18 protein-coding genes are annotated in these 16,902 nt (G+C 70.2%); 6 read left to right on the plus strand and 12 right to left on the minus strand.

What is annotated here, in order from left to right; all coding sequences use genetic code 11:
• Positions 1 to 119: 119 nt before the first annotated feature.
• Positions 120 to 407, plus strand: coding sequence for a hypothetical protein (locus tag ACMGFE_RS25520; RefSeq protein WP_436928088.1), 288 nt, complete (start codon positions 120 to 122; stop codon positions 405 to 407).
• Positions 408 to 430: 23 nt separating this feature from the next.
• Here the strand turns inward: ACMGFE_RS25520 and ACMGFE_RS25525 are convergent, their stop codons facing one another.
• Entirely contained in the window at positions 431 to 1,162 is a 732-nt protein-coding gene (locus ACMGFE_RS25525) for a zinc metalloprotease (protein WP_436928089.1), read from the minus strand.
• 155 nt (positions 1,163 to 1,317) lie between these two features.
• On the opposite strand from ACMGFE_RS25525, the gene ACMGFE_RS25530 reads away from it, so the two are divergent.
• Positions 1,318 to 2,376, plus strand: a complete 1,059-nt coding sequence (locus tag ACMGFE_RS25530; protein ID WP_436928090.1) for a glycosyltransferase family 4 protein — start codon at positions 1,318 to 1,320, stop codon at positions 2,374 to 2,376.
• A 9-nt stretch (positions 2,377 to 2,385) separates the two neighbouring features.
• Here ACMGFE_RS25530 and ACMGFE_RS25535 read toward each other — a convergent pair whose 3' ends face one another.
• On the minus strand, positions 2,386 to 2,742 hold the full coding sequence (locus tag ACMGFE_RS25535; protein ID WP_436928092.1) for a VOC family protein: 357 nt from the start codon (positions 2,740 to 2,742) through the stop codon (positions 2,386 to 2,388).
• Positions 2,743 to 2,844: 102 nt separating this feature from the next.
• Here ACMGFE_RS25535 and ACMGFE_RS25540 point away from each other — a divergent pair, with 102 nt between their 5' ends.
• Entirely contained in the window at positions 2,845 to 2,997 is a 153-nt protein-coding gene (locus ACMGFE_RS25540; RefSeq protein ID WP_436928093.1) for a hypothetical protein, read from the plus strand.
• A gap of 113 nt (positions 2,998 to 3,110) precedes the next feature.
• Here the strand turns inward: ACMGFE_RS25540 and ACMGFE_RS25545 are convergent, their stop codons facing one another.
• The 7 genes from ACMGFE_RS25545 to purH all read right to left on the minus strand — a co-directional run bounded on the left by ACMGFE_RS25545 (position 3,111) and on the right by purH (position 11,217).
• A complete protein-coding gene (locus tag ACMGFE_RS25545) occupies positions 3,111 to 3,779 on the minus strand; it encodes a class I SAM-dependent methyltransferase (protein WP_436928095.1) in 669 nt (222 codons plus the stop codon).
• A gap of 73 nt (positions 3,780 to 3,852) precedes the next feature.
• Complete coding sequence (folP, locus tag ACMGFE_RS25550) at positions 3,853 to 6,417, minus strand: dihydropteroate synthase (protein WP_436928096.1); 2,565 nt, start codon at positions 6,415 to 6,417, stop codon at positions 3,853 to 3,855.
• 116 nt (positions 6,418 to 6,533) lie between these two features.
• The gene (locus ACMGFE_RS25555; RefSeq protein WP_436928098.1) at positions 6,534 to 6,839 is read right to left on the minus strand and encodes a DUF7538 family protein; all 306 of its coding nucleotides are present in this window, start codon (positions 6,837 to 6,839) and stop codon (positions 6,534 to 6,536) included.
• Positions 6,832 to 7,701, minus strand: a complete 870-nt coding sequence (locus tag ACMGFE_RS25560; protein ID WP_436928099.1) for a hypothetical protein — start codon at positions 7,699 to 7,701, stop codon at positions 6,832 to 6,834. Before ACMGFE_RS25560 ends, ACMGFE_RS25555 begins: the two co-directional genes overlap by 8 nt.
• 61 nt (positions 7,702 to 7,762) lie before the next feature.
• On the minus strand, positions 7,763 to 8,338 hold the full coding sequence (locus ACMGFE_RS25565; protein ID WP_436928100.1) for an SHOCT domain-containing protein: 576 nt from the start codon (positions 8,336 to 8,338) through the stop codon (positions 7,763 to 7,765).
• 94 nt (positions 8,339 to 8,432) lie between these two features.
• Positions 8,433 to 9,515 (minus strand): Gfo/Idh/MocA family protein, encoded by a 1,083-nt coding sequence (locus tag ACMGFE_RS25570; protein ID WP_436928101.1) that lies wholly within the window; start codon positions 9,513 to 9,515, stop codon positions 8,433 to 8,435.
• 88 nt (positions 9,516 to 9,603) lie between these two features.
• Positions 9,604 to 11,217 (minus strand): bifunctional phosphoribosylaminoimidazolecarboxamide formyltransferase/IMP cyclohydrolase, encoded by a 1,614-nt coding sequence (gene purH / locus ACMGFE_RS25575; RefSeq protein WP_436928102.1) that lies wholly within the window; start codon positions 11,215 to 11,217, stop codon positions 9,604 to 9,606.
• A 198-nt stretch (positions 11,218 to 11,415) separates the two neighbouring features.
• Here purH and purB point away from each other — a divergent pair, with 198 nt between their 5' ends.
• Positions 11,416 to 12,804, plus strand: coding sequence for an adenylosuccinate lyase (gene purB / locus ACMGFE_RS25580; RefSeq protein ID WP_436928103.1), 1,389 nt, complete (start codon positions 11,416 to 11,418; stop codon positions 12,802 to 12,804).
• Between the two features lie 56 nt (positions 12,805 to 12,860).
• Entirely contained in the window at positions 12,861 to 13,478 is a 618-nt protein-coding gene (locus ACMGFE_RS25585; RefSeq protein WP_436928104.1) for a phosphoribosyltransferase, read from the plus strand.
• Positions 13,479 to 13,506: 28 nt separating this feature from the next.
• On the opposite strand, the gene ACMGFE_RS25590 is transcribed toward ACMGFE_RS25585, so the two are convergent.
• On the minus strand, positions 13,507 to 13,749 hold the full coding sequence (locus ACMGFE_RS25590) for a DUF8151 family protein (protein ID WP_436928105.1): 243 nt from the start codon (positions 13,747 to 13,749) through the stop codon (positions 13,507 to 13,509).
• Positions 13,750 to 13,847: 98 nt separating this feature from the next.
• Here ACMGFE_RS25590 and ACMGFE_RS25595 point away from each other — a divergent pair, with 98 nt between their 5' ends.
• Complete coding sequence (locus ACMGFE_RS25595) at positions 13,848 to 14,075, plus strand: DUF7860 family protein (RefSeq protein WP_436928106.1); 228 nt, start codon at positions 13,848 to 13,850, stop codon at positions 14,073 to 14,075.
• Positions 14,076 to 14,109: 34 nt separating this feature from the next.
• Here the strand turns inward: ACMGFE_RS25595 and ACMGFE_RS25600 are convergent, their stop codons facing one another.
• Positions 14,110 to 15,297, minus strand: coding sequence for a M20 family metallopeptidase (locus tag ACMGFE_RS25600; protein WP_436928107.1), 1,188 nt, complete (start codon positions 15,295 to 15,297; stop codon positions 14,110 to 14,112).
• On the minus strand, positions 15,294 to 16,607 hold the full coding sequence (gene lysA / locus ACMGFE_RS25605) for a diaminopimelate decarboxylase (RefSeq protein ID WP_436928108.1): 1,314 nt from the start codon (positions 16,605 to 16,607) through the stop codon (positions 15,294 to 15,296). The genes ACMGFE_RS25600 and lysA overlap by 4 nt, the downstream gene beginning before the upstream one ends.
• Between the last annotated feature and the right edge of the window lie 295 nt (positions 16,608 to 16,902).

The raw sequence follows: 16,902 nt of genomic DNA on the forward strand, positions 1-16,902 counted from the left end.
GAGAGCGTCCCGGTAAGTCGCGGTTTTGCCGCCGAAACTGTCGAAACTCGGGAAACGTTGTGTCCCTTCTCCGATGGGCCCTGAATAACGAAACGGCGGACTATCGTACGTGAGATCGCATGTACCGTGCACTCGCGATAGTTTTCACAGTCGCCCTGGTCGCCCTCGCAGGCTGCGGTGGACCAGGTCCCGGAGCCGACACAGAAACGCCCGGCGTCGGGGCAGACGGTGGCGTCGACGATTCCCCAACGGACGGCGACGGGGGGATCGGTGACGAGACCGAGACCGACGAAGGACTGATGACCGAAACCGAGACCGACGAAGGACTGGGAGACGAAACTGAGACCGAGACCGACGAAGGAATGGGCGACGAGACCGAGACCGAAACTGAGACCGCCGAGAGCTGAGACGGCCCCTTTTCACCGTCAGTTCATCGCAACGCCTGCGCCTCGCAGTCGCCGTAGCGCAGGCGCAACCGCCGTTCCGATGCGGACGGGTCCTCCGGAATCGACGCCCCGCAGGTGTTGCTGGCGGGGACCTGTTTCTCCCGGAGTTCGACCGGCGCCCATAGGTAGCTCCCGATCATCGGGCTCGCGACGAGGGCGTCGCCGTCGCGCTCGGCCGACCCGTTCTCGTGCCCGATCCCGAGCGCGTGGCCGACCTCGTGGAGCAGTAGCTGCGTCGCCGCGGCCCTGACCGAGTACGGTACCACCGGTGGCGTCTCCGCGACCGGCGACATCCGGGCGACGTACTTCGCGCCCGTCACCGCGGCGACGCGCGGGCGTGCGTATCCCGCGGGCTGTTCCCGCGGGTCGCCGTCCGTGACGAGCAGGTTCACGTCGGCGACGGGGTCGACGTCACCCATCCCTACCGCGCCCTCGACGACCTTCGCGGGCCAGTGCACCGCCAGGACGCGGCGTCCGTTCTCCGCCGGGAGCGACACGGGCGAGGGGGCGAAGTCGATCTCGACGGCGCCGACGGCGGCTTCGAGTGCGGCGCCGAGGTACCCCTCGACGCGGGCTTCGAGTCCGTCGTGCGCGGCGGCCGCGTCGCTGAACCAGACGCGGACGACGACCGGGTCCGGCGACCGCGCGGCCCGTCTCCCGACGACTCCGAGCGACAGCGCCGCACCCGCACTCGCGAGGAACCCCCGTCTGTTCACTACCCCACCGATACCCAGTATCTCTCATAAACGTTGTGGCCGAGTAGGTCGGTCCTACGCCGATGCGCGGAGACGATACCGCCGCGGTACTGCGGTCTTACCGTGAGTCGGTGTGATGGAGGGGATTTTTGACACCCGGTACCCTCCTCGGTCGTATGCGCGTCGCGTTCGTCTCGATGGAGACGACACACTACCGCGACACCGAAGGGGCACGCCGGTTCGAACGCGTCGCACGACACCTGGCCGCTCGCGGTCACGACGTGACCGTCTTCTGCACGCAGTGGTGGGACGGCACCGACGAGACGGTCGAACGCGACGGCGTCACCTACCGCGGCGTGACCATCGCGCCCGCGCTCACGTCCTTCGCCGTCCGGATCCCGGCCCTGCTCGCGCTCTATGACCCCGACGTCGTCCACGCCCGCCCGGACCCCCCGGTGACGGTCCTCGCCGCCAGCCTCGGCGGGACGCTGGCCCGGGCCCCGCTCGTCGTCGAGTGGTTCGGCGACGCCTCCGTCGAGACGTCGCGCTTTCACCGGCGTGCCGCGACGCTCCCGGAGACGGTCGTCACCCCCTCGGAGATGGTCCGCACCCGCGTCCGCGAACTCGGCGCGACCGAGGCGGCCACGCGAGTCGTTCCCGAGAGCATCGACATGGGGACGGTCCGCGAGGTCGACCCCGCCGACGAGGTCGACGTCGTCTTCGCCCACCCGCTCGACGAGAGCGCGAACCTGGAGAGCCTCCTGCTCGGCCTCGCCGAGCTGCGCGACCGCGAGTGGACGGCGACCGTCATCGGCGACGGCGACCGGCGCGAGGAGTACGAACGGCAGGTCAGCGACCTGCGGATCGACGACCGCGTCACGTTCGCCGGCGCCTGCGACCGCGAGGAGCGCGTCGCGCTCTACAGGGGCGCCCACGCGTTCGTCCAGACCGCCTACCGCGAGTACTTCGCCACTGAACTCCTCTGGGCGATGGCCTGCGGCTGCGTCGGCATCGTCGAGTACCAGGCCGAGTCCAGCGCCCACGAACTCATCGAGGGGGTCGAGCGGAGTTTCCGGACGACCAATCCGCAGCAGATCGCCGACGCCATCGTCGACGCCGGCGAGTTCGAACGCCTCACGGTCGACGAGAGCTGGAGCGACTACGACCACACGCCCGTCCTCGAACGCTACCTTCAGACCTACCGCGACCTGCAGGCCGAGTACGGCCTGTTCTGACCGGCCCGGTCACTCCCCGTCGCCGGGCAACGGGTGCAGGAACGTCTGGAACTCCACGGTCCGCCCGTCCGGGTCCTCGGCGAAGAACTGGTATACGTCGTACTGCTCGTTGACTTCGGGCGGGCCGCGGGCCCGGGCTTCGAGGCGTTCGTACATCTCGTCGACGCGCTCTCGGTCGTCGTAGTAGAAGGTCACGATGCCGCAGTCGTCGACCGTCTCCCGGCCGCAGAAGCCGAACTTGAACTCGCCGTGGCGGAGGATCGTACAGCCGTCCTGGTCGATCCACATCTCGGCGCCGACCCGCTCGCGGTAGAACTCGACGACCCGCTCCTCGTCCTGTGTCCTGAAGAACACGATCCCGCTCATGGTCGTCGGGTGGTCCCCCCTCGTGAAAACGGTTCGGGCGGACGGGGCGCTCGGTCGCCGACGTGCCCTTCACGCTCGGGCACGTAGGGAGGGCGAGTACCGATGATCCCCCCGTTCGTCCGCCGCTGTCCGGACTGCGGCCACTGGGGCCTGTCTCGAAGCTTCGCCACCGTCCACGACGACGGACGGCGCCTCGTCGAGTGTCCCCGCTGCGCCCACCGATTCCGGACGGTCGACAGCCCGGTTCTCAACTAACGGAGACGGCCGGACGGTGACCGCACGCCGTCGGTCCCTGGCCGACGTCGGGCCCCCAGCGTCGATCCCGCGGGTCGCCGTTCGATCGACGCGAGCATCTGCCGTCGCGGCGCTCACTCGCGCAGCCGCGCGCGGACGAACAGCCACTCGCCGCCGCCGAGTTCGTCGTCGACGACCGAGTCGTCTTCCACCGCGAAACCCGCCTCGTCGAGCAGTTCCAGGCTCCGCTCGCGGCCGTGGAAGCTCCACTGCATCCCGGCCCCGCTGTCGAGCCAGTCGTCGGTCTCGCCTTCCCACTCGCCGACGCCGGTGGTGAGGAGCAGGCGGCCGCCCGGTCGGAGGACGCGAGCGAACTCCCGGAAGACGGCCTCGTGGTGTTCCCGGGGGACGTGGATGACCGAGTGGAGCGCCGTGAGCGCGTCGACGGCGTCGTCGTCAACCGGCAGTCTCGCCAGGTCGCCGCGGACCAGACGCGCCGCCGGAGCGCGTTCGTCGGCCAGCGCCAGTTGCGCCGAAGAGACGTCCACGCCGACCGCCTCGTACTCGTCGCCGAGCGTTTCGAGGACGGCGCGGCCGCCGCCGCAGCCGGCGTCGAGGACCCGCGCTCCGTCCGGGAGGTCGGCCGCGATCGATTCGACGAACGGCAGTTCCGCCGCGGGTTCCCGGTCCGCGTCGTACGCGTCGGCCACGCCGTCGTACCCCTGCATGACGGCGCGCGCCCACTCGTCGTGGTCGCGCGCGTCGTCGGTCGACGGCTCCTCGGGCGGCGTCTCGTCGTTCATGTCTCCGAGTGCCGGAAGACAGCGAGAAAAGCCTGTCGGGCGCCCGTCAGCCGGTCACACGCCGACGGTCCGCTCAGTCGTCGAACCGGTCGGGGTCGGCCGCGGCCTGGGCGACGCGGACGGCGGCGACGTTCTCGTGGGCGTCGTGGACGCGGATCACGTCGGCGCCGCGTTCGGCGGCCAGCGCCGTCCCCGCCACCGTCTCGTCGAGCGCCCCCTCGCGCCCGCTCTCGGTGAGTTCGAACATCGACTTCCGGGAGTGACCCACCAGAATCGGACAGCCCAGCGCCGCGAGTTCGTCCAGGCGACCGAGCAACTCGAAACTCTCCGCCGCGGACTTGCCGAACCCGAGACCGGGGTCGACGAGGACCTGCGAGCGGTCCAGGCCCGCCTTCTCCGCGAGCAGGACGCGCTCGGCGAGGTAGTCGATCACGTCGTCGACCACGTCGTCGTACTCGACGCTCGTCGTCGGGTCGACCGGCGCCTCGATGCTGTGCATGACGACGACCGGCGCGTCGTACTCGGCGGCGACCAGCCGCATCTCCGGGTCTTCCAGGCCCGACACGTCGTTGAGCAGGTCCGCGCCCGCGTCGAGCGCCGCGCGAGCCACCTCGGCCTTGCGGGTGTCGATGGAGATCATCGCGTCGAGGTCGGCTAGTTCCTCGATCACCGGGACGACGCGGTCGAGCTCCTCGTCGGCGGGGACGGGTTCGCCGCCGGGCCGGGTCGACTCACCGCCGATATCGAGGATCTCGACGCCCGCCTCGACCATCCGCTCGGCGCGCTCGCGCGCGTCGGCGACCGAGTTGTACTCGCCGCCGTCGTGGAAGCTGTCCGGCGTGATGTTCAGAATGCCCATGACGGCGGTCCCGTCCTCCCAGGGGTACTCGCGGTCGCCGGTCCCGGCCTCGTCTGCGCCGGAGTCCCCACCGCGAGCCGCGACCGCCGTCGCGTCGTTCGGGCCGGGCCGTCCCTCCAGCGCGACCCGGATCTCGTCGACGAGCGGTTCGAGGTCGTCCTCGCGGTCGGCCAGGTCGGTGACGAGCCGGTCGAACTGCGCCCGCGTCGCCATCAGCACCGCGTCGACCGGTTCCTCGTCCTGGTCGGCCAGCGCCGAGAGCGCGCACTCGCCGCCGAGCGCGCGGAGTTCGGACTGTAGTCGACGCGCCTGCCCGGGGCGGAGCCGCGTCCGCAGGAGGCGGTGGACGGCGTCGCCGCTCGCCTCGGCCGCGTCGGCTTCAGACACGTGCGCCCGCCCGAGCGTCTCCCGTGCGTCGGCGAGCGTGTCGACTCGCGCCGGGATCGTGGGTCGCGCCCATCGGGTCCTTGCCTCGGCGACGGCGTACAGCGACCCGGCGACGACGACGGCGTCGTCCGGGCCGGCCGCGTCGAGCGCGCGGTCGAGCGCGCCCGCGACCGCCTCGTGCGTGTCGATGGTCGCGTCCGTCTCTTCCTCGAAGGCACGCGCGAGGACCGTCTCCGACTCGGCGCGGTCGTGGTCCGGGCGACAGGCGACGACCCGCGACAGGCTCGCGTCGGCGAACGCCGCCGCGATGCCGCGGTGGTCCTTGTCGGTCATCGCGCCGACGACGAGGTGTAGGTCGTCGTAGTCGAACGAGTCCAGCACGTCGGCCGTCGTCTCGCACCCCCCGGGGTTGTGCGCGCCGTCGAGGACGACGAGCGGGTCTCTCCCCATCACTTCGAACCGGCCCGGCCAGTGGGCGTTGCGGAACCCGCGTTCGACGGTCTCGGTCGCGAGATCCACGTCGAGACGATCGGCGACCTGCCGGACGAGCGCCGCGGCGACGCCCGCGTTGCGAGCCTGGTGAGCCCCCAGGAGCGGGAGGTGCGTCTCGACGCGCCAGGCGTCGTTCGCAGTGCCGTCGGCGCCCTCACTGCCGTCGATCTCGACCGCCCCCTCCAGTCCCTCGCGGCCGCCGTAGCTGACGATTACGTCGGACTCGTCCTCGGCCTCGGTCCAGTCCTCGTCGGCGACGGTCACCACGTCGTCGACCTCGTCGCGGATAGCCGCCAGCGCGTCGCCCGTCGCGGCGGTCACGAGCGGCGCGTCCGCGGGCGCGACGCCCGCCTTGTCGCGGGCGATCTCCGCGACGGTGTCGCCGAGGAGGTCGGTGTGTTCGAGCGTGACCGCCGTCACTGCGCTGGCGATCGGATCGACGACGCTCGTCGCGTCGAGCGTCCCGCCGATGCCGACTTCGAGGACGGCCACGTCCACCTCCTGTCGGTCGAACTCCCAGCAGGCCATCGCGGTGACCGTCTCGAAGAACGTGGGCGATTCGCCGTCGGCCGCCCGGTCGGTGGCGTACTCGCGGAACTCCCCCACGAAGTCGGTGACCGCCGCCTCCGTGATCGGCCGGCCGTCGACGCGCACTCGCTCGCGGACGTCCGAGAGATGGGGCGAGGTGTACAGCCCGACGGAGAGTCCGGCCTCCCGGAGCGCGCGCTCGACCATCCGGGCGGTGCTCCCCTTCCCGTTCGACCCCGCGACCTGGACGCACGGCAGGCCCTCGTGGGGGTCGTCGAGGTGAGCGAGCAGCTCCCGCGTCGGGGCTAACCCCGGCCGCGGCGCGAACCGGCGCAGATCGAAGAGAAAGTCCGCCGCCTCGTGAAACTCCATGCACGTGCGGTTCCAGATGGGTCCGCTTAGACCTGTCGGACTCACCAACGTGTGCGTCGCGACGGTCGACACAGTCGCCACGGACCCGCCCCGGACACCGGGTGCGAGCGCCCCGGCTACAGGTTCCGCCGCTCGACCCCGGGGTCGATCCCCGCTGCGTCCAGATCCAGCCGTATCCGCTCGCGAAGCGGCGTCGGCACGGTGTCGCGCCCGACCGGCACGGCCGTCTCGCCGTCGCCCTCGGGCGGCACCTTCCAGTAGATCACGCAGTCGCTCGGGGCGTAGTATTCGACGCTGTAGCGGTCTCCCTCGCCCTCGTAGTGAACCCGCGCCGCCGGCCCCTCGACGCGCCACCCCTCGCGCTCGGCCAGGCCGCCGAGTGACTCGCTCGAACCGGCCCCGCTCCCCGGGCCCTCACTCATCGTCGCGGTCGTCGGCCGGTCCGTCGACCAGCGGGTCCCGCGGGGGGTCCTCGCCGAACTTCCGGACCGCCGCCGCGACGATGGCGAGCGCCGCGAGGCCGACGAGCGCGCCCACGTCCGAGTCGTCCCTCGGCCGGCCCACGGTCTCGGGCTCGTCGCGGTCCTCGCCCTCGCCTTCCTCGTCCGCTTCGGCCCCGGTCGCGTCCTCGGCGTGGCGGACGGTCTCGTCGAGGGGACGGTCGGCGTACTCCTCCCGGTCGCGACTCGGCGCTTTCGCTCGGCGTCGCGCCTCGGGGACGTCGCCGCTGACGTCTTCGGGCGCCGGCGAGGTGGACTCCTCGTCGTCGCTCCCGAATTTGTCGCTCACGGCGTCTTTCGCCGATCCGAGGTAGCGGTAGGCGAGGAACCCGACGACGGCGAGCACGGCGAGCGCGACGCTCCCCTTCAGGAGGATCGGTTTGAGCTTCTCCTTCCAGCCGCCCTCGTCGTCCGTCTCCTCGTCTCCCGGCGACGGGACGCGACCGGTGAGTCCCGTCGGCTCGTCGCCGGGGCTCGGCGTGTCGGGTCCGGCGTCCGCGCTAGTGGTGGTTCCCACCGGGATGCGCGCGTCCGATCCGTCGTCGGATTCGACGGCGTCGTCCACGAGGTCGGTGCCGGCGTCGTCGGTCGCGTCGAGGTCTTCGGTCGCGTCGAAGTCGTCGATCGATTCGTCGGCGTCGCGGCGACCGCTCGCGCCGCTCTCGTCGCGCGGATCGCGCCCGCCGTCGGTGAGTTTCTCCAACTCCTCCTCCGAGAGCAGACGCTCGACGAGACCCCCCACGGGCGACTCGTCGAGGTCGATCCCCAGCAGCGTCTTTCCCATGTCACGTCGTTGGGGCGTCTCCCGGAAATAACTGCGTGGTCGACGCGGCCCGGCCCCGCCGTCAGTTCCGCTCGACGACGCGCTGGTCGTCGACCGCGGCCCGGAGTTCGTCGTCGATGGCGGAGACGCGGTCGCGGTGGACGCCCTCCTCGTCCATGACCCGCTGCATCCGCTCCTCGAACTCGAACTCCGAGAGGTCACCCGAGACGTAGCGGTCTTTCAGGCGCTGGATCCGGTCGTCCGCGCGCCGGTCGGGCGAGCGCGAGTCGAAGTGTTCCACCAGGTCCGAGAGGCCGACGAGCCGCGCGAGTTCGCTCTCGCGCTCGACGTAGGAGGCGACCTGGCCGACGCGGACGCCGACGACTTCCGTCCGGTCGCTGACCGCCGAGGAGGCCCGCGTCGCCAGCCCGACCGCTGCTGCGACGAGCGCGACTGCGGTCCCCGGTACGCCGACGACGAGCCCGAACAGGAAGAGCGGCAGGAGCGTCCCGAGCGTCGACGCGCCGCCGAGGCCGAGCAGCGCCCAGAGCGCCCACGCGGCGACACCGAACAGCGAAATCGCCGTCAGCGTGCCGAAGACGAGCGAGAGCGCGACCGTCGCCAGGAGGTGGTCGCGCGCCCAGTCGGAGAGTCCCATGGGCGTGCCAACGTCGCGAGCGCACCTAAGGACACCGGCCGGTCCACGGTCGGGCGGTCGGCGGAACCGCTCTGCGATCGATCGGCCGCGGAATTTACAGTTCGACGTTCTCGCGCGCTTCGGCGAGCAGCTCCTGCACGTCGACGGCCTCGTCGCGTTCGCTGCTCTCGATGGCTGCCTCGACGAGCGCGACGGACTGGAGGTTCGACTCCACGTCGGTCGCCATCGGCTCGCCTGTGTCGAGCCACTCGACGAACTGCTCGACCAGCCACGCGTTCGCCCAGAACTCCTGCTCGTCCAGCGGGACCGCTTCGCCAGCGACTTCGTTCGTCCCGACGACCGTCTCCTCGTCCTGGTCGTACGGGTAGCGGGTGATCTCCCGGCCGTCGAGGACGAGCGTCTCGTCCCGGCACTCGGCGCGGAGGTAGTCGCTGTGCCAGCCGTTGAGGGTTGTCGCGTTGGCCTTCGCGCCCTCCCAGGTGGCGCGGACGCCGTTCTCGAAGCGCATCTGGACCGTCGCCTGCACGTCGTCCTCGTACTCGGCCCACTCGGGGAGCCACGTGTCGGCGTACAGCCGCTCGCACTTCGCGCCGGCCATGTCCGCGAGGAAATCGAGCTGGTGGACCGCGCCCTCGACGAGCAGCGGGTTGTCCATCTCGTGGCGGAACGCGCCCCACCGGCCGTAGGTGCGAGCGTTACAGGTGAACCGCCCGACCAGGTAGTCGAGCGGGCCGGGCTCGCCCGAGCGCAGGCGACGGCGGACGGTCGTCTTGTCCTGGTCGAAGCGGTGGCTCATCGTCACGCCCATCTTCAGGCCCGCGCGGTCAACCTTCTCGGCGATGCGGACGGACGCTTCGAGCGTGTCGGCGATGGGTTTCTCCGAGAGGATGTCCAGGTCGTGCTCGACGGCGGCGTCGACGACCTCCTCGTGTGTCCACGGCGGCGTCACGACGGTACAGAAGTCCGCGTCGTTCTCGGCGAAGGCGGTCTCGGTGTCGGTGTAACAGTCGCTCTCGTCGAGGTCGAGATGCTCGACGGCGTTCTCGTGCGCCGATGCGTCGACGTCGACAGCGGCGACGACCTCGATCCGGTCCTGTTCGACGTGTGGCGGCAGGAACGATTCGCACCAGCGGGCGCCCTGCCCGCCGGTCCCCACTTGAATAACGCGGTACGTCATACCCTATCGCGCACGCCATCAGACCGTAAATGGTGCGATCGCGGAACCGCCCGCCTGCTCCGGTGTGACCGCAACTCCGTCCCGCCGGTCAGTCGTGGCGGAAGGCGCGCTGGCCGGTCATGACCATCGCCACGTCGTGTTCGTCGGCCGCTTCGACGACGATGTCGTCGTTCTTCGACCCGCCGGGCTGGATGACCGCCTCGATGCCCGCCTCGGCGGCCGTCTCGATGCCGTCCGGGAACGGGAAGAAGGCGTCCGAGGCCATCACGGCGCCCTCGGGGGACTTGCCCTCGGCGTCCTTCCGGGCCTTCATGTCGGCGATCTCGACCGCGTCGACGCGGGAGACCTGGCCGGCGCCGACGCCCACGGTCTCCGTGCCCTTCGCGAAGACGATGGCGTTGGACTTGACGTGCTTGATGGTCTGCCAGGCGAACAGCATCGCCTCGACCTGCTCGTCGGTCGGTTCGCGCTCGGTGACGACCTCGAGGTCGTCGGCGGTGAGCGACTGGGTGTCTCGCTCCTGGACGAGTCGCCCGCCGACGAGCTTCTTCTCGGTGACGGCCTCCGTGACCTCGTACTGGTCGGAGACGTCGAGCACGCGCAGATTCTCCTTCTCGAAGAGGGTTTCGAGGGCCGCGTCGGTGTAGCCGGGCGCGACGACGACCTCCTTGAACGAGTCGATGATCTGGGCGGCGGTCGCCTCGTCGCACTCGCGATTCAGGGCGACGATGCCGCCGAAGGCGCTCTTGGGGTCGGTGGCGAGCGCGTCGGCGTAGGCGTCGGCGAGCGTGTCCGCCGTCGCGCAGCCCGCGGGGTTGGTGTGCTTGATGACGGCGGCGGCGGGCTCGTCGAACTCCTTGATCAGGTTCAGGGCCCCGTCGGCGTCGTTGTAGTTGTTGTAGCTGAGCGCCTTGGCGCCCTCGTTCAGCTGGTCGGCGTGGACGACGCTGGCCTCCTCGACGGTGTTGTCGGCGTAGACGGCGGCGTCCTGATGCGGGTTCTCCCCGTAGCGCAGGTCCGCGGCGCGGTCCTCGGAACTGAGCAGTCGCGAGGGCAGGTCGCCACCTGTGTCCTCGGCGACCGAGACCGTGTTAGCCTCGTAGTCGACGGTCACGCGGTCCTCGGCGAACCACTTCACTGCGCGCGGGTACGCTCTGAACTCGCCCTCGTAGAGGACGCGGTCTTTGAGGTCCTCGTCGTCGTCGCCCTCGTAGACGGGGATCGGTTCCTGGGTGACGACGGGGCCGCCGTCGACCTCCTCCTCGATGATCTCGCCGTCCGCGTCGATGGCGTTGGTGACGACGTGGACGGTACACCCCACGACCTTCGCGCCGTAGTCGAGCGCGTCGCCCCAGGCGTCCATGCCGGGGAACGACGGGAGCAGCGACGGGTGGACGTTGAGCGTCGTCGGGGCGTCGTCGAGGAACGTGTCCGACAGCAGTCGCATGTAGCCGTCGAGCGTCACGAGGTCGAAGTCGTAGTCGGCGAGGGCGTCGAGGACGCGTTCCTCGTGGGCCCGGCGGCCCTCGTCGTCGTCGCGCTCGACGACTTCGGTCGGGATCCCGCGTTCGGCCGCCGCGTCGAGGACGGGCGCGTCGGCGTCGTTCGTCAGGATAACCGAAAACTCGGCGCCTCCGGGGGCGCGGTCGGCGATGTTCAACAGGTTCCGTCCGCGATTGCTTGCGAGTCCCGCGAGTCTCATGTGTGGATGGCGGTCGCCGCCGCGCAAAGTAGTTGCGAATAGGCGCAGACACAGTCGACACGGACGACACAATCGCGCGGCCGCCGTGGCGGCCGCGCGATCCGCTGTGCGGCCTCGTCCGACTGGTTCGCGGGCGACGGGACCCGCCGTCGACTGCCGACCGACACCCTCTTTGGCCGACTCGTCACAGAAGCGAACATGACCGACCGTTCGCCGCTGGAGGCCGTCTCGCCGCTGGACGGGCGCTACGCACGCTACACCGAACCGCTGGTTCCCTACGCCAGTGAACAGGCGCTGATGCGGGCTCGAACGCGCGTGGAGATCGAGTACCTGGTCGCTCTCGCCGACCTCCCGCAGACGCCGCTGACGATCGACCGGGCCGACCGCGAGGAACTCCGGGCGGTCTACGAGGGCTTCGACGGGGACGACGCCGCCCTCGTCAAGCAGATCGAGACCGAGGGCTACGGGGAGTACCCCGCCACGAACCACGACGTGAAGGCGATCGAGTACTTCGTCCGCGAACACTTGCCGGATGGTCTGGACGCCGCCCAGTGGATCCACTTCGCCCTCACCAGCGAGGACGTGAACAACCTCGCCCACCGCCTGCTCGTCAAGCCCGCCGTCGAGGAGGTGCTCGTCCCGGAACTCAGAGAGGTGCGCGACGCCCTGATCGAGATGGCCCGCGAGTACCGCGATCTGCCGATGCTCGCGCGCACCCACGGCCAGCCCGCGACGCCCACGACCTTCGGCAAGGAACTCGCGGTGTACGCCTCGCGGCTGGGCCGTGCGCTCGGCCGGATCGAGCGCGCGACAGACGAGATCGCGGGCAAACTGGCGGGCGCATCGGGTACCTACGCCGCTCACGAAGCGGCCTACCCCGACGTGGACTGGCGCGCGTTCTCCCGGTCGTTCGTCCGCAACCTGGGGCTGGACCACGAGCCGGTCACGACGCAGGTCAACCCCTGCGACGACCTCGCGGCGGTCTTCGACGCGCTCCGCGGCGCGAACAACGTCCTCCTCGACCTCGACCTGGACGTGTGGCTCTACGTCTCCGACCGCTACCTCGGTCAGGAGACCACCGAGGGCGAGACCGGGTCGTCGACGATGCCCCACAAGGTCAACCCCATCGACTTCGAGAACAGCGAGGGCAACCTCTCGAAGGCCAACTCCGACCTGACCTTCCTCGCCGACTACGTCACGAAGTCACGTCTCCAGCGCGATCTGTCCGACTCGACGGTCAAGCGCAACGTCGGGGCCGCGCTCGCCCACTGCCTCATCGGCTACTCGAAACTGCAAAACGGCCTCGGCAAGGTCGTCCCGAACGAGCAGGTGATGGCCGACGACCTCGAATCGACGCCGGAGATCGTGGGCGAGGCCGTCCAGACGATCCTCCGGCGGGAAGGGTTCGACGACGCCTACGAACACGTGAAGAAGGCGACCCGCGGGCGCGACGTGTCGATGGACGACTTCTCGGCGATGATCGACGACCTCGACGTGAGCGAGGACGTGCGCGCGCAACTCCACGCGCTGACCCCCGCGGGCTACACCGGCGTGGCGAGCGAACTGGTCGACGACGTCCGGGAGTGAACCCGCGCTCCGTCTCGGCCCACAGACATTTGCCCGTGTGACGCGTACCCACACGTATGTTCCGCGACCGAACGGACGCGGGCGAGCAACTCGCCGACCTGCTCGAGTCGAGGGGGATCGAGGCGGACATCGTGGTCGCTATCCCACGGGGGGGATTGCCGCTCGGTCGCGCGGTCGCCGACCGCCTCGGAGCGCCCCTCGACGTGGTCGTCGCGTCGAAGATCGGCGCACCGCGCAACCCCGAGTACGCGATCGGTGCCGTCGCCGAGGACGGCGCCGTCTGGCTCAACGACGAGGTGCTCGAACGCGTGTCCGTTCCGGAGGAGTACCTGGCGGCCGAGCGAGAGAACGAACGAGCGGTCGCCGCCGAAAAGGCCAGTACGTACCGCGAGGGAGGGCGGCCGGACTTCACCGGGAAGCGAGTGGTCGTCGTCGACGACGGCGTCGCCACGGGCGCGACGATGCGAGCCTGCCTCCGACTGGTCCGCGAGGACGACCCCGCTTCGCTGGTGGTCGCCGTCCCCGTCGGTCCGCCGGACACGCTCGACGAACTCGAAGCGCTCGCCGACGAGGTCGTCGCGGTGGATCGGCCGCGGAACTTCCGCGCCGTCGGTGCTCACTTCAGAAATTTCAACCAGGTCAGTGACGAGGATGCGATGTCGTACCTGGGGTAGATCGGGCAGTTCGCGGTCTCCGGCCGGCTCAGGCCGCGGCCTCGGTGCGGACTCGCGGTAACACGATGTGGTAGGCGACGTTGAGCCCGGCGTAGATGAGGACGGCGCCGAACACGGCCTCCCAGAGGCCGAGCGTCGTCTGTCCCGCAGTGAGGTTGTGCAGGCTCGCTTGTTCGGTGAGTGCGCCGACGACAGTCAGCACCCCCGCGACCACGACGTAGAAGACCACGCCGAGCGCCTCGGCGAGCGGTCCGAAGAGGAGTTCTCGCATAGGGACCCGATATGCGACTCCAGCACATATGGTTTTCGTGAGAGTCTGTGACGGTGCGACGCGGGAGATTTTTGTACCGGCGCGCGACATCGAGAGGCATGACGCAATACGTGTCCACCGATTACCCGTCGCTCGCGAAGACGGGGTTCCTCCTCGGGATCGCGCTGTTCGTCCTCGGCGCCGGAGGCGAACTCGTCGGAACGGCGGTCTTCGGCGGTATCCCGGGCTGGGAACAGACGCTGTTTTTCGATATGGAAGTGCTCGGCATCCTGCTCGGCCTGTTCTCGCCGCTCGTGTTCGGCATCGTCCTCCCGCTGGTCGAATAGCGACTGAGATTCAGGCCTACGGCGAATCGAACTCCTACAGCAGCGCGTCGACAGCGTCGCGGACCGCCCGCGCGGCCGCCCGGACGTCCTCACGTCGGACGTATTCGCGCTCGCTGTGGGCGATCGCGCCCTCCTCGTCCGCCAGGTCACCGGGCCCGAAGACGACCGTCGGCGCGTGTTCCGCGAAGTACGAGGCCTCCGTCGCGGCGCCGAACGGTCGCACCTCGCCGCCGCTGGCCGTTGCGAGCGACTCGACGAGCGGGTCCGCTTCGTCCGTCGCAAACGCCGTCAGGAACGGGGTCTCCCGCGGTGAGAGCGCCACCTGGAGGTCCATCCCGGTCGGGACCCACTGGGAGAGGTGCTCTTGCAACCCGTCCCGGAACGTCTCGGGCGTCTCCGGCGGGACCGGCCGCCGGTCGAACGTGAGCACGCACTCCTCGGGCACCTGGTTGGACGCCTCGCCGCCCTCGACGACGGTCGGCGTGAGCGTCGGGCGGCCGAGCGACTCGTGCTCGGCCGGACCCAGCTCCTGGTCGTACGTCTCCATCGCCTGCAGGATCGGCGCGACGGCCCGGATCGCGTTCGCGCCGCTCTCCGGCGTGGCCGCGTGAGCGGCCGACCCGGTGATCGTGATCGACCCCTCGTACTGGCCGCGAGCGGCGTTGCAGACGTCCAGTCCCGTGGGTTCGCCGACGACGAACCCGTCGGCGTCGAGCCGCCCCGCGAGATGGGCCGCACCGGTCTGGACCGTCTCCTCGTCCGGCGTGATCGCGAGGGTCAGTCGGCTGCCGTCCGCCCGCACGCCGGCGGTCAGGAACGCGTCGACCAGCGCCGCGAGCGGCCCCTTCGCGTCGCAGGCGCCCCGACCCTCGACGACCTCGCCGCCCTCGCGCTCCGCGAAGGGGACGTGTGGAGGGACGGTGTCGATGTGCGTGTTCAGGACGAGGTGCGTCTCGTCCGCGTCTGTGTCGGCACCTGCGTCTGCGTCGGCACCCGCGTCAGCGTCGTCACCCGCGTCGCCGTCGTCGCTCCCGAGGGCTGCGTCCCCGGACTCGAACCCGTTCGCCGTCCGCGTCGCGAGCGTGTTGCCCGCCTCGTCGACGACCGGGTCGGCACCGGCCGCGTCGAGCGTCTCGACGAGCAACTCCCGCATCTCGTCCACGGACTCGTGCGATTCCGTCCGCACGGCGCGCTCGTGAAAGTCCAGCGCGTCGAAGGTCATCGCTGTCGACCACCCGCTTCGGTCCCGGACGCTTCCCGCTCGCCCTCTCGGGGCCCTCTCTCCGCTCGCGCCTCACGCTCCACTCGCGTCACGTCGTCCATCGACTCCCGCCGACGGACGACCCGCGTCTCGTCGCCCTCGATGGCGACTTCCGCGGGCCGAGGCTGGGAGTGGAACTGGCTGGCGAGTTCGTAGCCGTAGGCGCCCGCGTTGCCGATGGCGAGCAGGTCTTCGCGCTCTGGTCGCGCGATCGGTCGGTCCGTGCAGAACACGTCCGCGCTCGTGCAGCACGGCCCGCCGACGGACACCGACTCCGGCTCCCGGTCGGGGGCCGTGACGTTCGCGATCGGGTGGTACGAATCGAACATGGCCGGCCGGATGAGCGTCGCCAGCGAGGCGTCGACGCCCACCACGGTCGCCTCGGGCGTCTCCTTGACCGTGTTGACCGCGGTCACGATCACCTCGGCGTCGGCGACGACGTAGCGGCCGGGTTCGAGCTTGATCCGTGCGTCCAGTTCCCCGACGGCGCCGCGGACCTTCTCCCCGACCGTCGGCATGTCCAGCGGCACCTCGTCCTCGCGGTACGGGACGCCGAACCCGCCGCCGAAGTCGACGAACTCCAGGTCGACGCCGGTCTCGGCGACCACGTCCCGCGCGAGGTCGGCAACCTTCGCGATGGCCCGGCAGTGGTCGTCCAGGTCGTCGTGCAGGACGCCGCTCCCCACGTGCGCGTGCAGGCCGACGAGGTCGAACCGCTCGCGAAGCTCCGCCGCGAGATCGACCACCTCGTCGTAGGGGATCCCGAACTTCGCGTCCTTCCCGGTCGCGACCTTCTCGTGGTGGCCGGTGCCGATACCGGGGTTGACCCGGATGGCGACGCGGCCGTCGTATCCCCGCGCTTCCAGCCGGTCGAACGTGTCGCGAGCGCCGCCGGTGACGGTCAGCCCAGGATGTTCGGCGCCCAGTTCCGCCGCGTAGTCCAGGTCCGCGTCCGGCGGGTTGACCGCCGTGTACTGCAGCGTGTCGGGCTCGGCGCCCGCCTCGATGGCCCGCTGGAGTTCTCCCCGCGCCGCGCATTCGATGTCAGCACCGGCGTCGAGGAGCGTTTCCAGCACCGCCCGGCCGGTGTGGGCCTTCGCGGCGTACATGACGTGGGCGTCCGGGAACGCCGCCGAGAACCGCTCGTAGTTCGCCGCGACGCGGTCGAGGTCGACGACGTACAGTGGCGTGTCGTGCTCGGCCGCGAGCGCCGACAGCTGATCGAAGTCCCAGTCCGCGACGCGACGGACCGGCGACGAGGCGTGGCTCATTGCCAGAAGTCGGGCGACGACGGCTAACAAGCCTTACGAACCATCTTTTTCGCTGGGGGGTCGCTCGCGGTGCTCGCGACCCCCCAGCCAAAAACATGGGTGAAAAAGGCCGCTCGCGCGGAGCGCGAGCGGTGAACCGCGCCTCGCTTCGCTCGGCGCGGATGCTCAGTACAGCTATCTTTTTCATCGTCGGGTGTCCTCGCTCGCTCCGCTCGCTGCGGGCACCACTCCTCGAAAAACATGGGTGAAAAAGGCTGAATCCTCGCTTCGCTCGGATTCAGTGAATCGCGCTCGC

Source organism: Halosimplex amylolyticum, assembly GCF_051414035.1.
GTDB classification, from domain to species: Archaea; Halobacteriota; Halobacteria; order Halobacteriales; family Haloarculaceae; genus Halosimplex; species Halosimplex amylolyticum.